This window comes from Gracilibacillus sp. D59, from assembly GCF_052246695.1.
Taxonomy (GTDB): domain Bacteria; phylum Bacillota; class Bacilli; order Bacillales; family Amphibacillaceae; genus Gracilibacillus.
On record NZ_JBQQCK010000010.1, the window covers coordinates 37572 to 61658 of the forward strand.

Genomic DNA, 24087 nt, shown 5'->3' on the forward strand with positions numbered 1-24087 from the left:
ATTTGTTATCAGGTTGTTTGATTTGTTACTGTATCTTTTAATATATGCAGTGTTTGTGCATCTTTCAAGAATTGTCTTTCATCATCATCTTTGACAAATTCCATTAATACATATCGGTCACGACCATCCTTCTGGATCGCTTCTAAATAATGTTGCCATTCCCCTTCACCACTTATCAATTCCAAGCGGTCGTCGAACGAATGCCAATGAAAAATATGAACATTGGTAATCCATGCCTTCACTAAATCGATACTTGCTAATCGCTCTTCGACAGAAACACCATTTGATGGTTGCCAATATAAGAAGAGATTATCATGGTTGATTTCCTCCATCAGCTGTCTGGCACTTTCTTTTGTGTCCGTAAGCGTATTATCATGATATTCTAAATGAACACTTATACCTTCATCTAAAGCTAAATCTGCTATCCTTCTGGCATCCTCAACTACTTTTTTGCGATAGCACTGATCCGCTTCTTTACTTCCTTTCATGCCTGCCCAAACACGAATTGCTGGTGCTTGTAATTTCTTTACCGTTTCAAGAATGGTCGTGAAGTCATATTCATTACCGGTATGATCTGCCAATCGATAGTAAGATCCGTAAGAACTTACCTCTAATCCGCGTGATCTTGTTATTTCTCCTACTTTTTTTGCATTCTCGTAATCTCCCGGGGGAACATGGACATCTCCTCCCCATTCAATGCCATCTAACGAAACTTCCATTGCTAAATCTACTATTTGTTCCGGGTTTTTATCTCGAAATGTTACCGAGCATAATCCAATTTTCATGCTTAATCTCCTTTCTCAGGCCATTTTTTGAAATTGTTCTTTAGATACAGACCATTGAAGTGGTTCTTCGTTGATATATCTCTTTAATTCCTCTAACATATAGGCACCCATTCTTCCACACTCTTCTCCTTCGCTTCCTGCCAAGTGTGGTGTTAACACAACATTAGCCATTTGATATAACTCTGATCCTTGCTCTGGTGGTTCGGGATCTGTTACATCCAATACAGCTGTGATATCTATTCTATCTCGTAAAACCTCTATCATTTCCTTCTCCCGAACAATCGCCCCTCTGGCGGTATTGATAAAACTGGCACCATTTTTCATTAAAGAAAAATGGTCACCGGTAATCATGCCAATGGTTTCCTTCAATAACGGTGTGTGCAGGGAAACAATGTCTGCCTTTCGGAAAATATCTTCCAATGAACACATTGTAACACCTAATCTATTTGCTTCTTCCTCGGTAACAAACGGATCGAAGGCTAATACATCCATATCGAATGGTTTTAGCAGTTCTAACGTATGCCTTCCGACTGTACTTAAAGATATTAATCCGACCGTACTTCGGTAAGCACCTTTTATTTCAAAAGGTTTTGCTGGATATCGTTCTAGCGATCGAATATCACGTACAAATTGCCAACCATTTTTCAAACAGAATAAAATTTGCGATAAGGTAAACTCTGCCACTGGACGCCCATTAGCTGTAACTGCAGTGGTAAAAAGGATACCTCTCTCCCAAGCTGCGTCTGTTGCAATCGATTTGATCGATCCTGCTGCATATAAAACTGCTTTCAGATTTGGTGCATGTTCTAGCAATCTCTCATCTAACGTAGGTCCACCCCAGCCAGTTAGTAAAATCTCGACTTCTTCAAGTATCGATAAATCATTCAACAATTGCTCCTTGTTCATAGGCTCCACTTCTATATCAACTAATTCCCCGATCTCTTCTCTAACAAACTTTGGATATACTAAATCAAATGAACGCTGATCCATTACATACATTGCCTTTTTCATAGTTAACACCTTTCTATTAAAGATTTTTCAATCACATACTTCATGAAATCAGGCAAAACCCTCTTGCCACTGTTAGCTAATCTGAATCGTATTTGATCAAAACTTTGAACAATTGAATACTTTAAATTCCTTCCATCCTGATGTATGTTGAGTGCTTAAATACGCTACGGCAAGATACTTCGCTGTGGGTAGTGCTCTAGTTTTTGAAAGAAGTAATACACCGGAATTAGATTCCGAGTATTTCCACTTTAAAAAGAAAGAATAATATTATAGGCGTAGGCAGAATACGGAGACTCCTGTGGGAACAGCACGAGCTGAAGATCCACTTGGTAAAGTGTTTTTTCTTTACCAAGTTAGCTGAAGCCGTGCCCTCGGAAAGCGCAGTATTCTGCCGAAGCGGTATTCCAGCACTCCCTGTGAAAGAACGGAAGAAAACAAATCCTTAAGAGTTATTTCGCAGCTTATGTATTTTGTGCACAATATTCACTTTTAAATGAGAAATCGACAAGTTTTTCTTGTCGATTTTCTTTTTAGGATCCTAATAATGTTTCTAAAAATTGTGTGGTTTTATCCTGGTTTTTGGAGTTAATAGGTATAATTAACACTCTGTCCTGGAAGAGTTCGATATCATCGAAAACATCTAATTGATTAGTATCAATTCCATATGCAGCTTTAGTTCCAAATTTATATAATTCTACTCCCTTTTTCTCCAATAATGACAAATCAATAGCTTCTTCTATTTTGAGAATCCCTTCTCGTTCCACTAATTGCTTAGCAAATGTTTTATCGGTTACTATGATATCAACCATATTAGCACCAATATTCGCCCATAGCTTTTGTACATCAGCATAGGACAAATCTTTAATAGAATCCCCACCAGACATGAGGTTATTTACGGATACTTGAAAATCATCAAAATACTTCTCATTTACCTGATTAGAGAATTGTTCTGTAACTTCATATGGTATTTGACTAACAACCATGACTTCATAAGTTTCTGGTTTGTCCTCAAAAATTGTAGTTAAAATAGATACAAGAAAAGTTACTCCTAACACAATACCAATAATGTGTAATTTATAATATTCCCAGATATAATCTACTGCTTCCTTAAAAGACATCGTTTTCAAAGTTTCCCATAATTTTTTCATCGCGCAACTACTCCCCCTGCTACAAATCTGTCTTTATTCATGAGTATATCATATTCATGAGAAACTGAAATCGCAAACATATAATTTACACAAAGTTTCCATTAATGTCTGGTCTCCAACTCCTCTATGAGGGTAGCAATTGCTGCTTCAACCAATCATATGACTTTCTTCCACTTATTTCATGAACTCCCGGAAATATATCAAAAGCAAATTTTTCCGGACGGTTGTGGTAATACCTTTCTAATTGTGCAATTGCTTCTTTAACAAACTTATTCGGAAATATTGGATCTTTTTCACCTGATTCAACAAACAAACTTCTCGGTGAGATTAATGATATCCATTCCGGTAATTCTGCGTAATTTAAAATACCTGGTATATAATTATCAATACAATGGTGCATCGCCATAATACTTCCCTTAAAAGTATTCGTAAAACCTGTTAACACAGTTGCACTAACGCGAAGATCCAATGCTGCGGTATAAGTCGTAATTACAGCACCTCCGGAAAAACCCATCATACCTATCCTTGCCGTATTGACATCTGAACAGGCTTCCATATAATCTAATAACCGGCGAGCTTCCCAAATTCGTAGTCCTGCTAATGTTTTCCCTTCCATTAAAAGGTTGGTTGCCATCGCTTCACAAGAATTAAGATTTCCAGCTTCCTTGTCGCGTGTAAGACGACGCTCCCCAAATCCAATTACTTCTGGTGCGAACACTTTTAAACCACGTTTGACCAGCTCTACTGCAAATTGATTGTGGATACCTGGTTCTCCTTGCTCTTCTTCTCCACCTTTAGTCAGTCCAACCGCTTCTTTCACACCATAACCATGACCGTGAAGTGCTAATACAGATGGATATGTATGTTGTTCCTGTTTAGGTGTTAACACGTAGACAGGTATGTAGATTAAATCTGTCACCGGGAGAGATATCAATTCCCTTGTATAGTCTTCAAATTCTTTTGTTTCGATAACAGTAGGTTTCATCTCCACTCTCGTTTCATCTAAATAAGAGAAGTCACCTAATAGCTCTAGTAAACTACTTTTTAGTGTAAGTTTTCTTTCGACCGGGCCTACCGCTTTAACAGTTTCTTCTAATGCATTGTCATAAAATTGGTTAAACAATCGATCCAATTGATTCATATGTCCAACTCCTTTTAGTAACTTAGCTAAATATATACGTAGTATGAAAACGTTTTAAATATAATTCTATTATATACGATTTTTGTTCTTTTAAAAAATAAAAAATGTTAAGTTAGTTTTTGAATCTAAAAAAATCGGCCAACCTTCATTATTAAAAGTCGGCCTAAAATATTTTTACTTGACGGGAGGAATTCTCTTTTTATAAACCACCGCAAGTTCTGCCAGTTTGTCTTCTCACCATTATATCTCTTTCTCCGCCATCTGAAAGTTCTTCAGCGAATTCATGCTCTTTCTTGTTTTTTATTTTTTTTGATCGTCCTTTATCTTTCATCTTGAACACCCGTATCCAAATTTTGATAATCATTCCCAGGTTCAATTGATGTTTGTTGAAGTCTGGTTTCTTCCCTATCAGGATGGTGTGTTTCATGATTGATTTCACGTATTGTCTCTTGTTCAATTTCGACTTTTTTTCTTTCCTTATCGTTCATTTATATATCCCCCTTAACACTTCAGATTTAGTTATCGAGGTGAAACTAGGCCTTTGCAATCAAATCAATTTCTTATAAGCACATCCCCTTGATTACGAGTTATTTCTTACTTGTTCTATCTCTTTTTTAGCAAGATATTCGTTTGCTTCTTCCAATTGTTTATGCTCATTGACGGAGTCCCCTGCATAACGCTCAACTGTATCTTCAAGATGTGCTGGATCTATGTCTACTCTGATTCCAATTTCACCAACCTGATTTGCTTGATTGGGCATGTGAAAGCTCTTTTTTCTTTCTTTTTTCATTATAATCACCTCTCTTTTATCTTTTACTTTCCGACTGTTTTCATGCAGAAGTTACACAAAAATTGCTTCCAATTAGGAATAGTATTTATGTTTCAGTTAAAAATAAACTGTGTATGAAGTGACGATAATTCAAGGAGGTCAAAAAATGGCACGTATTGGAGTAGAAGAGTCCTTAACTGATGTTCAACAAAAATTACAAGAAGATGGTCATGAAGTTATACCGTTACGACAAGAAGAAGATGCCAATGGCTGTGATTGCTGCATCATTTCCGGTCAAGACGAAAATGTAATGGGAATGCAAAACACAGCTATTCAAGGTGCTGTTATTAGCGCACAAGGACTAAGTGCAAATGACATTGGTCAGGAAGTACAAAAAAGATTACAACAACAACAGTAATTTTAATACTGAAAACAATTACGATTATTCAAACTATATTTATTTTTCGAAACATAGAAAACCAGCAGTTCTCTTCCCCCGAGACTGCTGGTTTACGTTTATCGAAAAAACTAATCTATCTTCTTTTCAAAAACACTTTTGGAATATCTGATTTAAAACGCAATAACTCTCCTGTAACTGGATGTTTAATCGCTAAGACGATTGCATGCAAGCCAAGTCTGCCAATTGGATTTATTCTCGAGCCATATTTTTTATCACCAACTATCGGATGACCGATGTCAGACATATGAACTCGAATTTGATTTTTCCTCCCTGTTTCTAGATAAACAGAAAGCAGCGACAAGTTGTTGTTGGATTTAATTACCTTGTAATGTGTAATCGCCTTTTTTCCATCATTCGGTTTGTCACTTGAGAACATTTTAAACGTTTTACTTTCCAATAACCAAGAAGTGATCGTGTCTTCTCGTTTGTTCAATACGCCCTCAACCAGAGCTACGTAGGAACGCTCCTTCACCATATCCTTCCATCCATTTTGTAATGTTTCCTTTACCTTTTCACTTTTGGCAAACAACATTACTCCTGAAGTTTCTCGATCTAGTCGATGTACAACATAAATACGGTTATTAGGATTGATTTTACGAACATACGTCATCAATTGCTTATAAGCAGTAACTGATTTTTCATTTTCGGTTGCCACCGATAACAAACCTGTATCCTTTTCGATAACAATAATCGAATCATCTTCATAGAGAATATTCATTTTTTCAAAAGTGGCAGCTTTTGCTGCTTTATTTTTTTGAATCGTGACCGTATAACCAGGTTCGAGTTTAAAATCATGTTTGGTCACTTCCTGATTATTTACATATACTTGTCCACGGGTAAGGATTGATTTTACAGAATTTCGGCTTCGTTGGGACATGATAGCGAGTAAGAAAGGAAGGAGTTCTGCTGGTTTGTCCACCTTGTATTGTTCCATGTTGGGGTTCTGTCTTTGATTACTCATTATTTATTATTACCTCCGTTCTATATTTCATTATACCCCTTTTATCATCGATATGATATGTTATGGCTAAAAAACATGAAGTATACTTTTTCTTCTTTAAAGCAAGCTAATGGCAATACTATTTCGATAAAGGAGATAATTATATATGGAAGGTAGTTGGCTTGCAATTATCCCTTTTCTTGTTGTCATTGTTACAGCAATGAAAACAAAGCAAGTATTTCCAGGATTGACGCTTGGATTAGTCGTTGGAGCTTACATTGTTGAACCATCCTTAATTGGAGGTATTGAACAAGCGACGCAATATATTGTTAATAGCCTAACAGATATCAACAACTTAAAAATTATCATTTTCTTATATATGTTTTCAGGTTTAGTCGGTATTATGAAAGCTTCTGGAGGCATTAAAGGTTTTGTCGAATTAACTTCCAACAAAATTAACTCCAAAAGGGAAGCATTGTTATTAACCTGGGCGTCCACTTTAGGTACATTCAGTGCTCCTAGTTTTCGAATTGTAACGGTAGCACCAATTATGAAGGCATTATTACAAAAAATTAACATGACTCGCAAAGAGCTTGCCTTTATGATTGAGACAAGTACACAACCTGTCATTGTCTTAATTCCGATTGCTACTGCTTTTGTCGGTTATATGGTTTCCGTCATCGAAATGGGATTACAAAATCAAGGAATTGAAGCAGATCCTTATTCATTGTTTATCCGCAGTATTCCATTTAACTTTTTTGCGATTTCGATGATTGTGATTGGTACATTGTTTGTCATATTTCGTCATCAAAAAGAGGTTGACCAACGTGAACGAGATCCGGAGCAAATTGAAGATGAAAATAACAACGCCGAACCTGATGATGATATATCTCCGAAGCCGTGGAATTTAATCATCCCTGTTTCATTGGTGATTTTGTTGACTTTGTTCCTTACCTGGTGGGATGGAAACCAACAAGGATATGGATTTTTCCAAGCATTTATTGAGGCCGATGTCTTACAGGCGATGGTTGTTGCATTATTTATCACTTTATTAATAACGATTGTCATGCAAATCATCCAGAAAAATTCATTAAAAACCATTATTCATGAATTTATTGAAGCTGGAAATAATTTAATGTCAGTTATCCTATTATTATCCGTAGTGTGGGCGTTATCTTCTGTTACAGAAGACCTTGGTTTTTCGACGTTTGTTACGAATAACGTAGATTGGGTACCTGCCATGTTTATTCCTCCTGTTATGTTTTTAATCGGTGCATTTGTGTCCTATTTTGTTGGGTCCTCCTGGGGAACATGGGGTATCCTGATGCCACTTGGTATTTCTTTAGCACAAGCTGCAGATGCATCCTTACCATTAGTAATTGGTGCGGTATTTGCTAGTGGATCATTTGGTTCCATCGCTTCACCATTAAGTGACAATAATAATACGATTGCTGGATTGTTGAATATTAATGCGATGCAATACGCAAGATATAAATTAGTTCCCGCTTTAATCGCACTAGTTATTTCTGCTGTTTTATATGGTGTGATGACATATATCTTATAATCTAAAGGGGAGGTATATCATGCATTCGAGCAATTTTATCCAATCAAAAGATGGCATCAACCTTTTTTATCAAACATGGATTCCTCCCAAACCGAAAGCGGTAATTATCATTGTTCATGGTGCCGGTGAACATTCCGGCAGATATCAACCAATTAGTGAACAATGTGTAAAACAAGATATTGCTGTAGTTGCTCCTGACTTACGGGGATTTGGGCAATCAGAAGGTGTGCGGGGGCACGTTAATTCGTTTCGGGATTATGTAGACGACCTCCATCAATTAATCGAGTTGGTATCTAAAAGGTTCGAACATTTTCCCATCTTTTTATTCGGCCACAGTTTAGGTGGTTTAATTGTGATCCGATACAGTCAACTATATGCGTATGAGACAAAAGGTGTAATTTTATCCGCACCTGCATTGGCATTGCGTTTTAAAATACCTATGATCGGTAAAAAAGTATTAGAAATTTCCTCAAGAATTTTACCAACATTATCAATTAATCCTATGAAATGGAAACCAATTATTAGCCGAATGGGCCAGTTAGCGCCATACTTACCACAAGAAAAATCATTAAGATATGACCCTCATATGACTGCTGAGATTACACCTAAATGGCTGGTAGAATTGCTACAAAACGGGATCACTGCGCTAACGGATGCAACGTCATTCCGCTACCCGGTGCTTTGTGTCTATGACCAAAAGGATCCGATTGTGCAGCCTGTCATCATTCAAGATTTTTTGGACAAGTTAGATGTATTGGATAAAAAATGGTTATCATTTAACGACGGTTTTCATCACCTATTACATCCCGATTATCACGAAACAACAATATCCGATATCGTAAAATGGATTGATCATCGTTTATAAAGAAGTTGAAAATAGTACACATAAAAAACACAATATACGAAGTAACGTGAAATGGGTATACGAGCTTTATACGCTCCTGCAAGATACTTTGTTTGTGTAATCAGAGCGAAGATGGACATTTGTTCCGCTATTTGTGACAAAATGGTCGTTTTGATGAGGTTTGCGGACATCTATTCCACTATTCACCCAAAATTCGGATAAAATTTACCATAAGTGGCCAAATAAGGGATTAGATGTCCGCCAACCTCTAAAAAAGGGTGTTATCTTACCAAATAACGGAACAAATGTCCGCATAGCATTCTTACTGAGTGGTCCCTAACCCATATTATGGAGGGAATCGCAGTACTTTTAATCAGCTATCAGAGCCGTGCTTGGGTTTTCTTATTTTCTCCAGTCAAATCCAATTTCGTTTAAGAATGCTTTCGCTAACAACGTATGTCCGGTTTGATTCGGATGAACTCGATCCCAGGCAATTGCTGCCGGATAAAGATCCTTTGTAACTATATTAAATGCTTCCTGCGTATCAATAAATAATGTATGATGTTCATTAGCAATTTGCTCGACGACTTTCCCGTATTGATCCATCTTATTACGCATGGAATCATTTGGGTTTGGTTCAATATAATATGGTGTCATCAGGACTAACTGCTTTACTTTTGATTGTGTTTGCTCCACTAACTCTCGGTAAGTCTTCTCATATTCATCAATATAAACATGGCGATCTGGAATAAACGGTGAGTCGAACTGACGCCAGACATCATTAATGCCGATCATAATGACTAACCAGTCCGGCTTTTGGTCAAGTACATCTTCTTGCCAACGCGCTTTTAAGTCTGTTACGTTATTTCCGGATATACCTTTGTTTACCACACGAATTCCTAATTCAGGGTATGTCGATTGTAAGAATGCATCGACGATTGATACATACCCGGTACCTAATGCTTGAAATAACCCTTCCCCCTCTGGTTTTGCTCGATCACAATCTGTTACGGAATCTCCTATGAACAACAATTTTTGATTTTTTTCCAGCTTCATTTTTTGTCCTCCCGTTATGAATTATTGGGTATTAGCCAAATGTAATCTTTGACATTTTTATGGTACCCGATTGATCTCAGGATTGGTAAAAATATCATACTCATCACGACTGGTCGTTGAAAACTCGGAAACAATTGCTCCTTGATCATCCGCTTGGAACCAATGTAACGTATTTGGTGGGATTGTGTATTGTTCACCCGGGTTCAATTCGATTTCGTGAAATACGGTATAGTATGCTGCACTTTCTTTCGGAATTGTTGCTTTGATCGACTCTGTAGGTTCTCCTTCTATATATAAATATACCTTCCCCACTCTGCAACGGAATGTTTCTTGCTTGCCCTCTGTTTTACCTATCGGTGGATGCTTATGCTCTGGACATGTTTGATTTGGAAACAAGACAAGTTCTTTTGCACAATAATGATGATTATTTTCATATGTAATCAGCTGTAATCCTTCTTGCTCTAATCGGTCCAGTCCGAAATCAGCAATTTCGACTCGTTGCTTTTCATCTTCTGTTAACACTAATCCTGCCTTTGTTAAGGCTTCAATTGTTTGAAGTTGAGCTGCTTTTTGATCCATTTTTATCACCACCTAACTAACATGGAATGCAAAGAACAAAACGCTTACATAATATGATAGTAGCATAATAACCTTATTAATCCAATATTGTTTTGATGATATAGTTTGTCCAATTATCTATGTTTCTCTAAGTTACAAAAAACGGGCAAAACCCACCCAGCTCAACTTATGCTAAGGTGAGTGCTATTAGTAGCCATTAAGTAATATATCGACAGTTTGACCACCACTCCGGCTGCCCACTCCCCTTTCTGTGGGGTTTTGTCCCTGCGCTTCATGCATGCGCTACAACATTTGTCAGCTTGGGTTATTATCCCTGTGAAAGTGAATAGGCTGTGATACCAACGATTATATACTTTTTTGTCTTATAAAAAATAACCCTTGGAGAAATAGTATTTTCCAAGGGACTTACACATGTTCTTCAATTTTCATCGCTTTTTACCTGTGCTACTTTAATTGACTTTCCTTCTTTCATACACTCTTTATTATTAACTATAATAATAATTTATTCGTATTTCCCACCTGTTGTAATTTCTGTATCAGAGAAATTCTCTATCGATGCACCTTTCTCATAGAAGTGTTTCGCGTTTTTTAAGATTCCTTCTCTCGAGTAAAAAGGACTCTCTTTCGTCAACGGTAATTTCACCGTACGTTGGTAATTGGCAGATTCATAGATTGCTGTAATCAGCTCCAACGTTTGACGCCCTTGTACCCCATCGACTAACACTGGTTTATTTTCGATAATCGCATCGAGTACATTTTCGATTTGACCTTGATGTCCTTCATGCTCTAAATCGGGCTTACTTTCAAAAGCTTCTGTCAACCGCTGTTCCAGTTGCGGATCTTCGTTTGGAAAGCCGTTTTCCTTTGATGTCGATGCTTTTACCTTCCATGGCACAGAAACACGGGCTTTCTTACCTTGGAAAATTAACTGTTGTTCTTCTCCATGATGGACGACAGAACTTGTGATCTGTGCTAAACTGCCATCTTGGTAACGACCAATCGCAACTGAGATATCTTCCACTTCGGCGTTATCATGGGCCGTATTACTAGTTACAGCGGTAATTTCTGCAGGCATCCCCCGCATCCATTGGAAAATATCAATGTGGTGTACCGCATGATTTAACGTACATCCACCACCTTCTTTTTCCCACGTCCCTCGCCACCATAAGTCATAATAGCTATGTCCCCTCCACCAGAATGAATCAACTTGGGTATGCAAGATAGGTCCCATTAATTCTGTTTCTAGCACATGCTTCAACTTCATCATTGGGGTAGTAAAACGATTCTGAGCCACAACCGATAGAATTTTGTTATTCCGTTTTGCAGCATCCACCATCGCGTCACATTCTTCCAAAGAAGACGCCATCGGCTTCTCTACGAGTACATGTTTTTCTGCATCCAAACTATCAATCGCAATATTTGCATGTGTATACGGTGGTGTACAAATAGATACTAAATCAATTTCTTCCTTGGCAATTAAATCCTGATAATTGTCATAGATATTCGCATCAAGGTTAAAATCCTCTTTCATTTTTTCAGCTTTTTCCTGATAAATATCACATAATGCAACGATTTTACACTTTCTTGGAAATTGCAAATAACCTTTCACATGGGAGGGACAGATTGCTCCTGTACCTATAATTGCTACTTTTAGCATGACACTTCTCTCCTTTTTCTTATTTAAATTGGAACCAGCTAAAGTTAAAATGAGATCCTGGTAAAAAGATGATTGATACCTTTTGCACACCTTTGATCTTTTCTAGTTCAAATCTTTTTTCTTCATAACTATCTGTATGTGTAAACTCAACCATTTCAGCTCTTTCCTCTTCTCCATCAAAGAAACGAACATGAATTGAATTTTTATCAATTGGCGAATGCCCGTTAATGACTAACTGGCTAGCACCTTTGTCTCCAAAGTCAAAGTTATCAAACTCAAAAGATACATTATTTCCAATCTGTTCAACTCTGTCTGATAACTTCTTGAACGTATCACCATAAATTTTATCTGCGTCTGCTACGTAATTTTTTGAAAAGGCACGGTTATGTTTTTCAAAAGAAAATCCTTTAATATGCATCTTTTTATTTGTTACAAAAGAGATAGATGTAACGCCTTTTAGTTTTTTGGAAAGTTTAAATGTTTCCGATTGATAAACATTCCATTTCGATTCTTTCTGATAAATGGTATCCGCTAACAGTTCACTTTTTGGCTCACCTGGCATTCCTTCCCAAATCTGGAGGTCATATGATTCACTTGAAAGTGCAAAAATGGGAATGGTAATAATGTCTGACCCTTCTTTACCGAAATCAACATTACGAAACCCTACTTGTGTTTCACCGTCTCGGCTGGTTGCTATCCCACGCTCGTTACCGTTTGTCACTTCTCCTTTACTATCATCATACAAGCCTGCTGAAATAAAGGAATAAGGATCTTTGTAGGCAGTACCTAATCCTTCTGCCTTAAATTCTAATTCGGAAATTAAGTTGATCTTGTCTGTTCCATTTTTACTTGTACAACGGACTCTAAAATCACCATCTCCAAATGCAGTAACTTTTGCTCTCTTGCCATTGGGTTCAATCGTCGCAATATTCGATGCTATTCCAACGTCATTTACAACACTCCATTCCACATCGGTATAATCGGGGTTGGCTGGATATAATGTCGCAATCACGTTGAGCTGTTGCTTCTCTTCATTTAAAGTTTGACCACTATCTGAACTAATCTCAATTTTCCGAACAGGAATCTCTTCACTTTTTCCTGTTATTACTTCTGTTGGTTCGTTACAAGCTATGATCGATTGTTTGTTATTCTTAGACGTTTCATGTGCGAACAATTGTATAGAAGCAGTGGCTAATCCAGGCGAAGATACTTTAATGGTAATCGGGCCAGCTTCCAATGTAGATCCAATAATGGCCATTAATTTCCCATTAAATAATCGTCTGCTTACTCCTTTGTATTGGTCATAATCAGTTTGATCGCCATTATCTAAACCTAACAATCTCCCCGCACCACATACATCGACGTAAACTCTGTTGTTTGCGTTTTCGACCGGATTGCCCTGCTTATCTTTCATGCCGATTTTAACAAAAGCTAAGTCTGTACCATTTGCTCGTAGTACTTCTAGATCAGTACCTAATGTAATTTCAGCTGGATCCTCGAAAGACTGTCTTTGATCATAGCTAATTACCTCATCATTTTCGTCATGTGCATACGCTTCTAATTTTCCAGGTTGATAAGGAACTTTCCACCAACCCGAAATGGTATTCCCCTTTTGATGGTCTAATTCTTGTGTGCCAAGTGATGTACCATTTAAAAGCAGTTCGACTTTTGGTGCATTTGTTGCCACTCTTACATCAATTATTTGACCCTCATTAAAATCCCAGTATGGGAAAATATGAACCATTGGTGCCTTTTTATAATTCGTCCATGCTGATTGATAAATAAAGTACGAATCTTTTTTGAACGTAGCTGTATCAATTTGGCCAAAGTAAGCATTTTTAGTATGGTATGGTGTCGGTTCACCAATATAATCAAAACCAGTCCAAATAAATTGACCTAAAGAGAATGGCGTATCTCGTTCTTTTATTAATGCTGATTCAACAGACTTCGCTCCCCAGCTTGTAGCACTATTCCCAAGAGATGAACAATGTTGGTCATCATCTGCTAAAATTGGCTGATCATACGGAAAGTGATAAACACCTCTACTTTGTACAATGGCCATCGTTTCACTACCGTAAATCACCCAATCAGGGTGCTCTTGATGATGCTTCTCATAATATTTTTCGCCGTAGTTATAGCCGGCCACTTTGATAATATCTGCACATTTTTGTGCATTTTCCCAAGGCATATAATTGGAACCAATGGTAACCACCGCATTTTGCTTTGGATCAAATCTATAAACCGCTTCCATTAAATCCCGTGTTAGCTGTTGTCCTCGTTTATCGGCGTGGGTATCGTAGATTTCATTTCCGATACTCCACATCAAAAGACTAACATGATTTCGGTCACGTTTTACCCATGACTCAATATCTTTGTTGTACCATTGTTTGAAAAATCTGGCATAATCGTAAGAGGTTTTTGATCTTTCCCACATATCAAATGCCTCTGTCACGACAAGAAATCCCATTTCATCCGCAAGCTCCATCAGCTCTTTTGCCGGCATATTATGCGCCGTACGTATCGCATTAACTCCCATATCTTTTAAAATTTGCATTCTTCTTCTTAAAGCTTGAACATTAAAGGCTGCCCCTAATGCTCCCAAATCATGGTGTTCATTGACACCATATAATTTCATATGCTTCCCATTTAGGAAAAAACCTTTATCTGGGTCAAGTGTTACCTCTTTAAAGCCAATATCCTGAGTATGGGACTCTACTATTTCATAGCTATCTTTTTTCTGTAAAGTAGTAATTAACTTATATAAATGAGGTGAATCGGTATTCCATAAATCTGGATTGTCTATCTTTAACGATAATTCGCTGAAAGATTGCCCTTGTTCAATTAGATCGGAAACGGTAGAAACCTCTTCTCCCTCTCTTTCAAGAGAATGTGTTATTAGTAATGACTCAGTCACTTGTAGCTTCGTCTCTAGTTCAACTCTCCAATGATCGCTTTGCTTAAAGGTAGATACGTAAATGCCATCTGTTTCTATAAAATTAGGACTTCGCTCTTTCAACCACACATTACGATATATACCTGCACCCGTATACCATCTGCTGTTTGGACTTTGATAAGTAACTTTTAGTAATATCTCATTTTTCCCTTCGAGAAGGAACTTCGTAATATTGTGTTCAAACTTCGAATATCCATATTTCCACTCACCAGCAAATTGATTGTTCACATATAACTGCGAATCCATGTAAACACCATCGAAACATAACAATACATCAAGCTCAGGGATCGATTGGTAATTTATTGTTTTTTTATACCAACCGATACTGTTCTCATAGAGTTGTTTCGTATTATAAATAAGCCAATCATGTGGAATTTCCACTGGTCGAAAATCAAGTTGTACACTTGTTTTTGTATCTAAGTCGCCTTTGGCAAACAACCAATTGTCGTTAAATAATTCCGTTCGATTGATCATCTTGATTCCACCGTCACTTCCTTGAAAATTTAATTATGTATACTGTCATCCTGACCACTTCCATCTTTTACAAAGCTTGTTTTTATATCTTGTATAATCGGTTTTGTATTTAGTATTAATAACCAAGCAACCAAGCTACTAATAAACAAAATAATAAAATCAGAGGTAAAAAACATCAGTACAATCGTCAGAAACAGAATCCCCATGTTTCCTGTTGTTCTTTTTATCCATGTAAAAAAATAATATAGTGACAACCGGTAAATATCTCTTAATCTGAATTTATAGTGAGTGGTAATAACTAAAGCATAGAATGCAAAAATGACCATAACAAACAATATCACTAGAAAAATACCATTTAAAATTTGATACAATACAGTTGGATTTTGATTAAAATATTGAATATCGATAATTAGAATAAAAAAGCCAGTTATAATTGGTAACCACACTTTTAATACATCCCAGAAATTTGTTTTATATGCTTTGAAAAACTCTTCAACTGGAGCGACTTCGTTGTTTCTTGCCAATACACTCAAACTGTGAAGCAAAGCAGCAAAAGCCGGACCAGAAGGAATAATTGCTATATAATAAAGGATAGCATTAGAGATGCTAGGTATTAACAAAATAAACGCAGCAAATAAAAGAATATTGGTGATAACAAACAAAAAATTTAAAATTAATAACCAATAAACATAATTTGAAAAACGATAAAATCCACCTTGATTGTAATCCATCAAAAAACCCTTTCTCTGTCTATTTACACCCATTTTACTATGATTCCTATTCGAATTGGTAAGTTATACGCAAATTCTTCTATATTATTTTTCTGATGAAAGAAATGAGGTAGGCAGATTTAGCAAGAGCCTTCTAAATGCTTCCCCTCTATATATGCTGATTTTGGATATCCTGACGTTTTCCATTTTGTCTTTCTTACACTTATTAACCACCGTGATAAAGAAAAGCAACATAACACGGAGAAATTTAGTCCCCGTGTTATATGTCTACTATTCAATTATTTATTGTTTTGATAAACTTCATTAGCAAGATCTACATACCCTTGCATATTTTTGGCTTCTAGTTCTTTTATATAAGCATCCCATTCTGACATATCTCTGTCACCGACAATGAATTTCAATGTGTTTTGTTCAACTGTGTCTTTTAATGGAGTGCTTATTAATGAAGCTCGCTCTAACTGTGTTGCATCATAACGAATTGGTGGATCTGGTAATACTAGTTCTTTAGTTTCATGCATTTTGTTTTGGAACTGAATTTCTTCCTCAGAAAACATGGAGTGAAGTAATTCAGTTGAACCTCCGTAAGACCAGTTACCTTGAGAGAAACCGTAATCAATTTGGAGGTGATTGTCAGCGCCTGTATTCATTCCACGGAATGTAATATCTTCCGCTAACTTACGCTCTCCATCTTCTTTAGTATATGTTTCTCCTTCGACACCCCATTTAGCATACTCTAAGCCTTCATCACTGTATAATAACCAGTCAATGAATTGTAGCATTGCTTCAAAATTAGGGTCTTCTGCTGCTTTCGCAGAGAACATGATACCGTTTTCTAATTTAGAACCATTCATTAATTGTCCAGCAGGACCGCCTGGAACAACAATTTTCTTGATAGAGTAGTTATCTTTGCCTAATGTTTCATCCATTGTCTTACGATATTGTGTTAACGTTTGACCATTAGTATTAATAACAAAAGATTCGCCAGAAGTGAACTTTTCAATTGCTGGATCATCTTCTTGTGTAACACTTTCAGGATCTAATAATTCTTGTTCAATTAAACCATTAAAATATTCAACCATCGAACGATATTCATCTGTCGCAGGTGCGAAAATAAATTCATCGGAATCTTTTTGATATTCCAACATATTTCCTAGTCCCCAACCAGCTCTTGTGCCAAACCCAGTTGCTGCAATATTTAACGTACTTTTAAACTTGAATCGATCAGAGAATGGATATTTATCAGGATATGCTTCTTTCATTGCTACAAGCATTTCTTCTACTTCTTTCCAAGTAGTTGGTTCTTCAAGGCCAAGCTCTTCTAAAATATCAGTTCTGACTGCTAAACTATAATCTGGCCATACCTTTTCATGAATACCTGGTAGTACATAGTATTTACCGTCACGTTGACGTAAACCTTCTAAAAATGGTTCAATTCCCCATTCTTTTACTTTTTGTTGATAGTGCGGCATCATGTCTACGTACTCACTAATTGGTAAAATCGCACCTGAAGACACGAATTGTGTTTCTTCACCCGGGTATGTTTTCGGAATAATATATGGAGCATCACCACTACTAATTAATAAGCTTCGTTTATCCGTATAATCACTCATTGGTACTGATGTAATATCTAACGTTACGTTCGTCTTCTCTTTTAATTTTTCAAAAAACATCCAATCTTCTTTCAAAGGATAGTTCGGGTGATCACTGAAAAGCGTAGAGAATGTAACAGGTTCTTTTGCTTTAAATGTATCACCTACACTATAATCTTCCATTGCTACTCCTGATGCACCTTCACTTGATGAATCATCACCTTCTTCAACGTCATCAGATGAACTAGAGTCATTACAAGCTGCTAATACACCAACTACAAATACTAGCATGATTGCTAACATCACTTTTTTCCATTGTTCTGTCATGGTACTTCCCCCTCTATTCGTATTTGAACATAAGTAAAATAATCGCACTTTATCAGTTTTGGCCAATTATTTTGTTTAGCCACCACCTCCTTAAAATGCCTATCATTCTATTATCCTTTGACTGAACCTAACATAACACCTGACACAAAATATTTTTGAATATACGGATATACCATTAAGATAGGTAAAACCGTCAATACCATTGTTACAGATTTTATATTTGCTGAAATTTGAACCATGTTATCTGCTGCTGTTGCACCAGTTCCCACTGTCGCTTCCGCACCTTTAATCATGTTTCTTAAATAAATAGAAACAGGAAATAATTCTTTTTCTGTAAAGAAAATAAATGCGGGGAACCAAGAATTCCAGTGTGTAACTGCATAAAATAGCATCATAGTTGCTAAAATAGGTTTTGACAACGGTAACACAATTTTGAATAGAATTCCGAAAGTACTCGAACCATCCATAATTGCTGCTTCTTCTAATTCATCCGGGATGTTTTGGAAGAAGGTTCTCATAATCAACATATTGAATACACTAATCGCATTCGGAATGACGATCGCCCAAATACTATTCCCAAATCCTAAAGATGTGACAAGCACATAGTTAGGAATTAAACCACCGTTAAAAAACATGGTAAATACGAAGAATAAAGTTAAAAATCTTCTACCTCTTAATCTAGTTTTAGCTAATGGATAAGCGATCATTGTCGATAATATTAATGAAATTATTGTCCCAACAACCGTATAAATTACTGTATTTTTATAGTTAATCCAGAACATGGTATCGGACATAATCACTTTATATGTTTCGATATTAAAACCTTTTGGCCATAAACTAACTTGACCAGAATTTATATATGCTTCTGAACTAAAGGATTGTGCAACGATGTTAAAGAAAGGAAACAACGTTACAAAAACAATAAATATTAAAAAACTGATATTAAAAACTCTAAAGACTTTATATTGCCATGATTCCTTCATGATTTATCCCTCCTACCATAAGCTGTTATCTGTAATTCTTTTAGAAAGATAATTTGCACCTAACACTAATATTAACCCAATGACAGATTCAAATAGCCCAATAGCTGTACCGTAACTGAAACTACCTGATTGAAGACCGACCCGGTATACATAAGTAGCAATTACGTCAGCTGTTTCATATGTTAACGGGTTGTAAAGTAATAAAACTTTCTCAAAGCCAATTTGCAAGAAGTTACCAATGTTTAAAATCAATAATACGACGATAGTGGGTAAAATCCCCGGGAGAGTAATATGGATCGTTTGTTTCCATCTATTTGCTCCATCTATTCTTGCTGCTTCATACAGTTCTTCGTTAATACCTGTTAGCGCTGCAAGATAAAGGATAGCCCCCCAACCTAACGTTTGCCATAAGTCAACACCTACAAATATCGTTCTAAACCACTCTGGTAGTTGCATGAAACTGATTTTTTCAAAGCCCCAACTTGCTAACAAACTGTTAACAGGACCGTTAAGAGCTAATACTTCGAATACCATACCTGCTACCACAACTACCGAGAAAAAGTGTGGCAGGTAAGATGCCGTCTGTACAAATCGCTTAAACAATTGATTTTTCAGTTCATTTAATAGCAAGGCAAAAATGATTGGTGCTGGAAAAGTAATCACTAATAATAAAAAAGCTAAAATAAATGTATTAGCAAAAACTTTATAAAAGGTTGGATCATTCAGAAACATTTGAAAGTACTGTAATCCGACCCATTCTTCCCCAATAATGCTTCCACCAGGAATAAACCTTCTAAAAGCGATAATGTTACCAAACATCGGACCATATTTAAAAATGATCAAATACATTACCGGTAATAAAATCAGAGAATACAGTTGCCAATCTTTTTTTATACTAGTCCATAATTCATTTTTGGGAATTTTAAGTTCTTTTGCCTTTTTAGTTGCTTCCATTAACTACTTCCCCCTTCTGCATTTTTTTGGAATAATTATCTAGAAGAAAAGGTTTCTAATTCTCCTCCTCAACAAAGAAAAGGCTTACATAATCATGCTAAAAACAACTTCTACATTAGTATTTTCTAGTATAACTAGTATGGTAGAAATAACAAACAAATACGTTAACGCTTACAATTCACTTTGTTTAACTGTTAGACTTATTATATAATGCCTAATTGGTTTTGTCAATATACTAGAATGGTAGTATAATATTTTTTGAAACTTGTCGTGCCTTACCCTTATGGTTTTCATCAAATACAAAAATTATGTTATGAACCCCCAGCTAAAAAACTAAAAACTGCTGGTCCTTATTCGCAAATGATACAAACTGCGAAGTTGTATAAGGTTAACTTTCTCTCTTTCTAATTTGATAATGAGTGCTTGATCATCGCTGCGGAAAAATACTCCCTTTTCAGGGGCACGGCCTCAGCTAACTTGGTAAAGAAAACCACTTTACCAAGTGGATCTTCGGCTCGTGCTCTTCCTCTTGGAGTGTCGCATTTTTCCGCAACTTAGAATAGTGTTTTGGAAAAGTGACAGGAAATCCAAAGCTTTCTTTCCTTGCAAAAAACTAACGGCATTACTAGAAAAACTAGTTCAACCGTTAGTTTGATAGACTTGATACATGATAATGATCGTATTATTATTTTACTCTTCTACAAGTATATTTTTTCACCTTTTTTTGCACTTTCAATTGCTCCGAAAACCATTTTCATACTATGAATGTTGTCATGACAATCTGTTTCAGCAGGGCGATTTTCCTCAAGAGCTGAGAACATCTCGTCTAAGCAGCCAGCATGTTGTTGGTGTCCAGTCCATATGTTTGAAATAGTGCTTTTTTCTGTTTCTTTGAAAAAAGCTGTCTGATTCGGATCCGTTATTGTCTCTGTGATGAGATGATCAAAACCATCCCATCTAGCCGTTCCTTTTGTTCCAGTAATACGCCAATCACCATTCCAAGAAGTTTGCAACCCCTCTGCTGCCCATGAACCACGGAATGTAAAAACAGAACCATCCTCCATTTCAAAAATACAAATGGCAGATGCATTGCCGTTATACCATGAACCTGATGGATTGTATTCATGACAATAAACTGATAAAGCATTACTATTCGAAATATATCTCGCCTGATCAAATGTATGTATTGCCATATCAACAATTAATGGATGTTCCATTTGCTCCCTAAAACCGCCAAAATGAGGTCCTAAGTAGAAATCTACATTTAATGTATGAACATTTCCTAACACATTGTTTTCAATGACATGGCGCAGAGATCGAATTTCTTTTAAATAACGGCGATTTTGCATGACACTGTATGTTTTGCTTGTTCGTTCTGTGATTTTTGTTATCTCTAGCGCATCTTCTAATGATTCCGCCATCGGCTTTTCACCGAATACATGGCATCCCGCTTCAAGTGCAGTCGTAACAATTTGTTTATGTGCAGCCGGAATAGTAACATCAAAGACTAGGTTTGCTTTTGTTTCCTCAATAGCTGTTGCTAGATCTGTAAATATAGGTACTTGTAACTTTCGTTGATCAGCTTTCATTTGAGCTGCTTCGATATTGAGATCTACTAACCCGACAATTTCAGCATTCTCCCGTTGTTCTACATAGTCTAACCAAACATTAGCCATATCTCCACAACCTGCAACTATAATGTGGTGTTTTGTCATAAACTCACTCCTTTACCACTTCATGATAGCGGATTCATTTTGGAGATGCTAGCAATTTGATTAAAAGTTAGTCTGTTCGTGAGATAAGTGTCTCCATTTACGAGATAAATATATCTCACGAACAATCAGACATTAGCTTTATAATTCAATTGTAACGTTTTGTTTGCCAGCATTTACGGATACTTTCTTGTAACCAACGATTTCAATATGATAGGGCTTCTCCATTCCAGTTGTCTGTACGTGAACTTTATTAGCTTTTCGTTCTACTACGACAGACCCAACCACTTCGCCTTTTGCATTAACAAGTGTTCGTTCTGTATTTTGATTGTTTAATAGTTGATAGATTTTAAAAGTGACACCTTCTGTATAATCATAAACCGGGTTTTCTTCACTTGTCCCTACTGGCAAGATCGTGTTTGGTCGCACGAAAAGTGGTAGGCTAAAGTAATCATATCGTTCTTTAATCCATGTTCCGCCTTCAACGACTTCTCCCGAAAGTAGGTGTGTCCATCTACCTTTTGGTAAATAATAAGAGCCGATCCCTTCTTCATTGAAAATTGGTGCCACAAGTATTGAATCGCCCAGCATATATTGGCGATCTAATGTTTCGCATAATGGATCGTCTGAGAATTCTAACAGCATCGAACGCATCACCGGGACACCTGTTTGACTATTTTCTACTGCTTGCCCATACAGGTAAGGCATTAAACTATTTTTCAACTTGGTAAAGTGACGTGCGACATCAACGGCTTCTTCATCAAAATTCCATGGAACACGGTAAGATGAGCTGCCGTGAAAACGACTGTGGCTTGAAAGTAAACCGAATGCCGTCCAACGCTTGAACACATCTGGTGTTGCGGTATTTTCAAAGCCACCAATATCATGGCTCCAGTAGCCAAAACCTGTGGTTGTTAGTGACAAGCCTCCGCGTAAACTTTCTGCCATCGCATCATACGTGGAATCACAGTCTCCTCCCCAGTGAACCGGGAATTGTTGTCCGCCAGTTGTCGCTGAACGAGCGAATACGACTGCTTCTTCTTCTCCTTTTTCTTCTTTCAGTAAATCAAATACTACTTTATTGTAAAGATAAGCATAGTAATTGTGCATTTTCTGTGGATTGGATCCATCATGATAGATTACATCCGTCGGGATACGTTCCCCGAAATCTGTTTTAAACGAATCAACCCCCATATCAAGTAATGCTTTCAGTTTATCCTGAAACCAGCGACATGCATTTGGATTAGTGAAATCAACAATACCCATACCTGCTTGCCATAAGTCCCATTGCCATACATCTCCGTTTGGCTTTTTTAACAGGTATCCTTTTTTCATACCTTCATCAAAAAGAACTGATTTCTGTGCGATATACGGGTTAATCCACACACAAATTTTAAGCCCTTTATCTTTCAGTCGCTTTAACATTCCTTCTGGGTCTGGGAAGTTACGGCGATCCCAGATAAAGTTACTCCATTCGAATTCTTTCATCCAGAAGCAGTCAAAGTGGAAGACACTTAGTGGAATGCCACGTTCCGCCATACCATCGACAAAATGATTCACGGTTTCTTCATTATAATCGGTAGTGAAGGAAGTCGATAACCAGAGTCCGAATGACCATGCTGGAGGTAAAGCTGGCTTGCCGGTTAGCTCTGTGTAACGGCTAACCACCTCTTTTGGCGATGGACCGTTAATAAAATAATAATCAAGGTATTCACCTTCGACACTGAACTGGGAACGAGATACAGTTTCAGATCCCAACTCAAAACTAACTTCCTCTGGATGATTGACAAAAATACCATAGCCTTTACTACTTAAATAAAACGGAATATTTTTATAAGATTGTTCCGAGCTAGTGCCACCATCTTTGTTCCATATATCTACCGATTGACCATTTTTTACAAACGGGGTAAAGCGTTCACCCAAACCATATAAATGCTCGCCAACACCAAGGCGTAACTGACCTCGCATATACGTTTTATCTGCTGGGCCGTCGATCCACGCAAGTCCTTTACCATCAGAATCGGTTAACCTTCCGTTGTCATTCTCAAATGTTAAAGCAAAATTCTGTTTCGAGATTCCTAGATTAAGTGTGCCACTTGTAAAGGTAACATAATCATCTGTTTCTTCCAGTTGGATCGCCTTTGTATGATCCATGACATCAAAGCTTGGGTAATTTGTTGTACCACCTTTGAAATGCCATGTCTCAACACGAATCACCTCATCAACAGGGGCAGAAATTTTAATCGTTAATAGTGGACCATCTAACGTATCACCTCGATGATTAAGATATTTACAAGGTGCATATAACGTTACCGAACCATCTGTCTCTTCCACTTCATGAATTAATTTTGGAAAATGTATTTCATACCCTTCTCTTACTAACCAATTACCATCTGTAAACTTCATCTTT

21 protein-coding genes are annotated in these 24087 nt (G+C 36.9%); 3 read left to right on the plus strand and 18 right to left on the minus strand.

The window, feature by feature from the left end; all coding sequences use genetic code 11:
• Positions 1 to 8 precede the first annotated feature (8 nt).
• The 7 genes from ACTWP4_RS16170 to ACTWP4_RS16200 form a co-directional block, all read right to left on the minus strand.
• Complete coding sequence (locus tag ACTWP4_RS16170; RefSeq protein ID WP_443129822.1) at positions 9 to 785, minus strand: sugar phosphate isomerase/epimerase family protein; 777 nt, start codon at positions 783 to 785, stop codon at positions 9 to 11.
• Between the two features lie 15 nt (positions 786 to 800).
• Positions 801 to 1796: a hydroxyacid dehydrogenase gene (locus tag ACTWP4_RS16175; protein ID WP_443129823.1), complete on the minus strand. Its 996-nt coding sequence runs from the start codon at positions 1794 to 1796 to the stop codon at positions 801 to 803.
• A gap of 530 nt (positions 1797 to 2326) precedes the next feature.
• The gene (locus tag ACTWP4_RS16180; RefSeq protein WP_443129824.1) at positions 2327 to 2944 is read right to left on the minus strand and encodes a hypothetical protein; all 618 of its coding nucleotides are present in this window, start codon (positions 2942 to 2944) and stop codon (positions 2327 to 2329) included.
• Positions 2945 to 3068: 124 nt separating this feature from the next.
• Positions 3069 to 4085: a dienelactone hydrolase family protein gene (locus tag ACTWP4_RS16185; RefSeq protein WP_443129825.1), complete on the minus strand. Its 1017-nt coding sequence runs from the start codon at positions 4083 to 4085 to the stop codon at positions 3069 to 3071.
• A gap of 199 nt (positions 4086 to 4284) precedes the next feature.
• Complete coding sequence (locus ACTWP4_RS16190; protein WP_443129826.1) at positions 4285 to 4416, minus strand: hypothetical protein; 132 nt, start codon at positions 4414 to 4416, stop codon at positions 4285 to 4287.
• A complete protein-coding gene (locus ACTWP4_RS16195) occupies positions 4406 to 4573 on the minus strand; it encodes a hypothetical protein (protein WP_443129827.1) in 168 nt (55 codons plus the stop codon). Before ACTWP4_RS16195 ends, ACTWP4_RS16190 begins: the two co-directional genes overlap by 11 nt.
• A 92-nt stretch (positions 4574 to 4665) precedes the next feature.
• Entirely contained in the window at positions 4666 to 4875 is a 210-nt protein-coding gene (locus ACTWP4_RS16200) for a hypothetical protein (RefSeq protein ID WP_443129828.1), read from the minus strand.
• Between the two features lie 145 nt (positions 4876 to 5020).
• On the opposite strand from ACTWP4_RS16200, the gene ACTWP4_RS16205 reads away from it, so the two are divergent.
• Complete coding sequence (locus tag ACTWP4_RS16205; protein WP_443129829.1) at positions 5021 to 5272, plus strand: YkuS family protein; 252 nt, start codon at positions 5021 to 5023, stop codon at positions 5270 to 5272.
• Between the two features lie 115 nt (positions 5273 to 5387).
• Here the strand turns inward: ACTWP4_RS16205 and ACTWP4_RS16210 are convergent, their stop codons facing one another.
• On the minus strand, positions 5388 to 6275 hold the full coding sequence (locus ACTWP4_RS16210; protein ID WP_443129830.1) for an RluA family pseudouridine synthase: 888 nt from the start codon (positions 6273 to 6275) through the stop codon (positions 5388 to 5390).
• Positions 6276 to 6420: 145 nt separating this feature from the next.
• Between ACTWP4_RS16210 and ACTWP4_RS16215 the strand changes: the two genes are divergently transcribed.
• Complete coding sequence (locus tag ACTWP4_RS16215) at positions 6421 to 7818, plus strand: Na+/H+ antiporter NhaC family protein (RefSeq protein WP_443129831.1); 1398 nt, start codon at positions 6421 to 6423, stop codon at positions 7816 to 7818.
• Positions 7819 to 7837: 19 nt separating this feature from the next.
• Positions 7838 to 8683: a lysophospholipase gene (locus ACTWP4_RS16220; protein WP_443129832.1), complete on the plus strand. Its 846-nt coding sequence runs from the start codon at positions 7838 to 7840 to the stop codon at positions 8681 to 8683.
• 381 nt (positions 8684 to 9064) lie between these two features.
• Here ACTWP4_RS16220 and ACTWP4_RS16225 read toward each other — a convergent pair whose 3' ends face one another.
• The 10 genes from ACTWP4_RS16225 to yicI all read right to left on the minus strand — a co-directional run bounded on the left by ACTWP4_RS16225 (position 9065) and on the right by yicI (position 24083).
• Positions 9065 to 9718 (minus strand): SGNH/GDSL hydrolase family protein, encoded by a 654-nt coding sequence (locus tag ACTWP4_RS16225; RefSeq protein WP_443129833.1) that lies wholly within the window; start codon positions 9716 to 9718, stop codon positions 9065 to 9067.
• A gap of 57 nt (positions 9719 to 9775) precedes the next feature.
• A complete protein-coding gene (locus ACTWP4_RS16230) occupies positions 9776 to 10297 on the minus strand; it encodes a D-lyxose/D-mannose family sugar isomerase (RefSeq protein ID WP_443129834.1) in 522 nt (173 codons plus the stop codon).
• Between the two features lie 502 nt (positions 10298 to 10799).
• A complete protein-coding gene (locus ACTWP4_RS16235) occupies positions 10800 to 11954 on the minus strand; it encodes a Gfo/Idh/MocA family protein (RefSeq protein WP_443129835.1) in 1155 nt (384 codons plus the stop codon).
• Between the two features lie 19 nt (positions 11955 to 11973).
• Complete coding sequence (locus tag ACTWP4_RS16240) at positions 11974 to 15378, minus strand: glycoside hydrolase family 2 TIM barrel-domain containing protein (protein WP_443129929.1); 3405 nt, start codon at positions 15376 to 15378, stop codon at positions 11974 to 11976.
• A gap of 32 nt (positions 15379 to 15410) precedes the next feature.
• Positions 15411 to 16112, minus strand: a complete 702-nt coding sequence (locus ACTWP4_RS16245; protein WP_443129836.1) for a YesL family protein — start codon at positions 16110 to 16112, stop codon at positions 15411 to 15413.
• 278 nt (positions 16113 to 16390) lie between these two features.
• Positions 16391 to 18028: an ABC transporter substrate-binding protein gene (locus tag ACTWP4_RS16250; RefSeq protein WP_443129837.1), complete on the minus strand. Its 1638-nt coding sequence runs from the start codon at positions 18026 to 18028 to the stop codon at positions 16391 to 16393.
• A gap of 110 nt (positions 18029 to 18138) precedes the next feature.
• Positions 18139 to 19011 (minus strand): carbohydrate ABC transporter permease, encoded by an 873-nt coding sequence (locus ACTWP4_RS16255; RefSeq protein ID WP_443129838.1) that lies wholly within the window; start codon positions 19009 to 19011, stop codon positions 18139 to 18141.
• A 12-nt stretch (positions 19012 to 19023) separates the two neighbouring features.
• Entirely contained in the window at positions 19024 to 19965 is a 942-nt protein-coding gene (locus tag ACTWP4_RS16260) for an ABC transporter permease (protein WP_443129839.1), read from the minus strand.
• A 698-nt stretch (positions 19966 to 20663) separates the two neighbouring features.
• Entirely contained in the window at positions 20664 to 21680 is a 1017-nt protein-coding gene (locus ACTWP4_RS16265) for a Gfo/Idh/MocA family protein (protein WP_443129840.1), read from the minus strand.
• 138 nt (positions 21681 to 21818) lie between these two features.
• Positions 21819 to 24083: an alpha-xylosidase gene (yicI, locus tag ACTWP4_RS16270; RefSeq protein ID WP_443129841.1), complete on the minus strand. Its 2265-nt coding sequence runs from the start codon at positions 24081 to 24083 to the stop codon at positions 21819 to 21821.
• Between the last annotated feature and the right edge of the window lie 4 nt (positions 24084 to 24087).

Bases quoted from the DNA above. Each gene is read 5' to 3' on its own strand.
- ACTWP4_RS16260 (WP_443129839.1), bottom strand. From the start codon at position 19,965: ATGGAAGCAACTAAAAAGGCAAAAGAACTTAAAATTCCCAAAAATGAA.
- ACTWP4_RS16185 (WP_443129825.1), bottom strand. From the start codon at position 4,085: ATGAATCAATTGGATCGATTGTTTAACCAATTTTATGACAATGCATTA.
- ACTWP4_RS16190 (WP_443129826.1), bottom strand. From the start codon at position 4,416: ATGAAAGATAAAGGACGATCAAAAAAAATAAAAAACAAGAAAGAGCAT.
- ACTWP4_RS16250 (WP_443129837.1), bottom strand. From the start codon at position 18,028: ATGACAGAACAATGGAAAAAAGTGATGTTAGCAATCATGCTAGTATTT.
- ACTWP4_RS16180 (WP_443129824.1), bottom strand. From the start codon at position 2,944: ATGAAAAAATTATGGGAAACTTTGAAAACGATGTCTTTTAAGGAAGCA.
- ACTWP4_RS16175 (WP_443129823.1), bottom strand. From the start codon at position 1,796: ATGAAAAAGGCAATGTATGTAATGGATCAGCGTTCATTTGATTTAGTA.
- ACTWP4_RS16215 (WP_443129831.1), top strand. From the start codon at position 6,421: ATGGAAGGTAGTTGGCTTGCAATTATCCCTTTTCTTGTTGTCATTGTT.
- yicI (WP_443129841.1), bottom strand. From the start codon at position 24,083: ATGAAGTTTACAGATGGTAATTGGTTAGTAAGAGAAGGGTATGAAATA.
- ACTWP4_RS16245 (WP_443129836.1), bottom strand. From the start codon at position 16,112: ATGGATTACAATCAAGGTGGATTTTATCGTTTTTCAAATTATGTTTAT.
- ACTWP4_RS16255 (WP_443129838.1), bottom strand. From the start codon at position 19,011: ATGAAGGAATCATGGCAATATAAAGTCTTTAGAGTTTTTAATATCAGT.
- ACTWP4_RS16200 (WP_443129828.1), bottom strand. From the start codon at position 4,875: ATGAAAAAAGAAAGAAAAAAGAGCTTTCACATGCCCAATCAAGCAAAT.
- ACTWP4_RS16220 (WP_443129832.1), top strand. From the start codon at position 7,838: ATGCATTCGAGCAATTTTATCCAATCAAAAGATGGCATCAACCTTTTT.
- ACTWP4_RS16235 (WP_443129835.1), bottom strand. From the start codon at position 11,954: ATGCTAAAAGTAGCAATTATAGGTACAGGAGCAATCTGTCCCTCCCAT.
- ACTWP4_RS16205 (WP_443129829.1), top strand. From the start codon at position 5,021: ATGGCACGTATTGGAGTAGAAGAGTCCTTAACTGATGTTCAACAAAAA.
- ACTWP4_RS16195 (WP_443129827.1), bottom strand. From the start codon at position 4,573: ATGAACGATAAGGAAAGAAAAAAAGTCGAAATTGAACAAGAGACAATA.
- ACTWP4_RS16230 (WP_443129834.1), bottom strand. From the start codon at position 10,297: ATGGATCAAAAAGCAGCTCAACTTCAAACAATTGAAGCCTTAACAAAG.
- ACTWP4_RS16265 (WP_443129840.1), bottom strand. From the start codon at position 21,680: ATGACAAAACACCACATTATAGTTGCAGGTTGTGGAGATATGGCTAAT.
- ACTWP4_RS16225 (WP_443129833.1), bottom strand. From the start codon at position 9,718: ATGAAGCTGGAAAAAAATCAAAAATTGTTGTTCATAGGAGATTCCGTA.
- ACTWP4_RS16170 (WP_443129822.1), bottom strand. From the start codon at position 785: ATGAAAATTGGATTATGCTCGGTAACATTTCGAGATAAAAACCCGGAA.
- ACTWP4_RS16210 (WP_443129830.1), bottom strand. From the start codon at position 6,275: ATGAGTAATCAAAGACAGAACCCCAACATGGAACAATACAAGGTGGAC.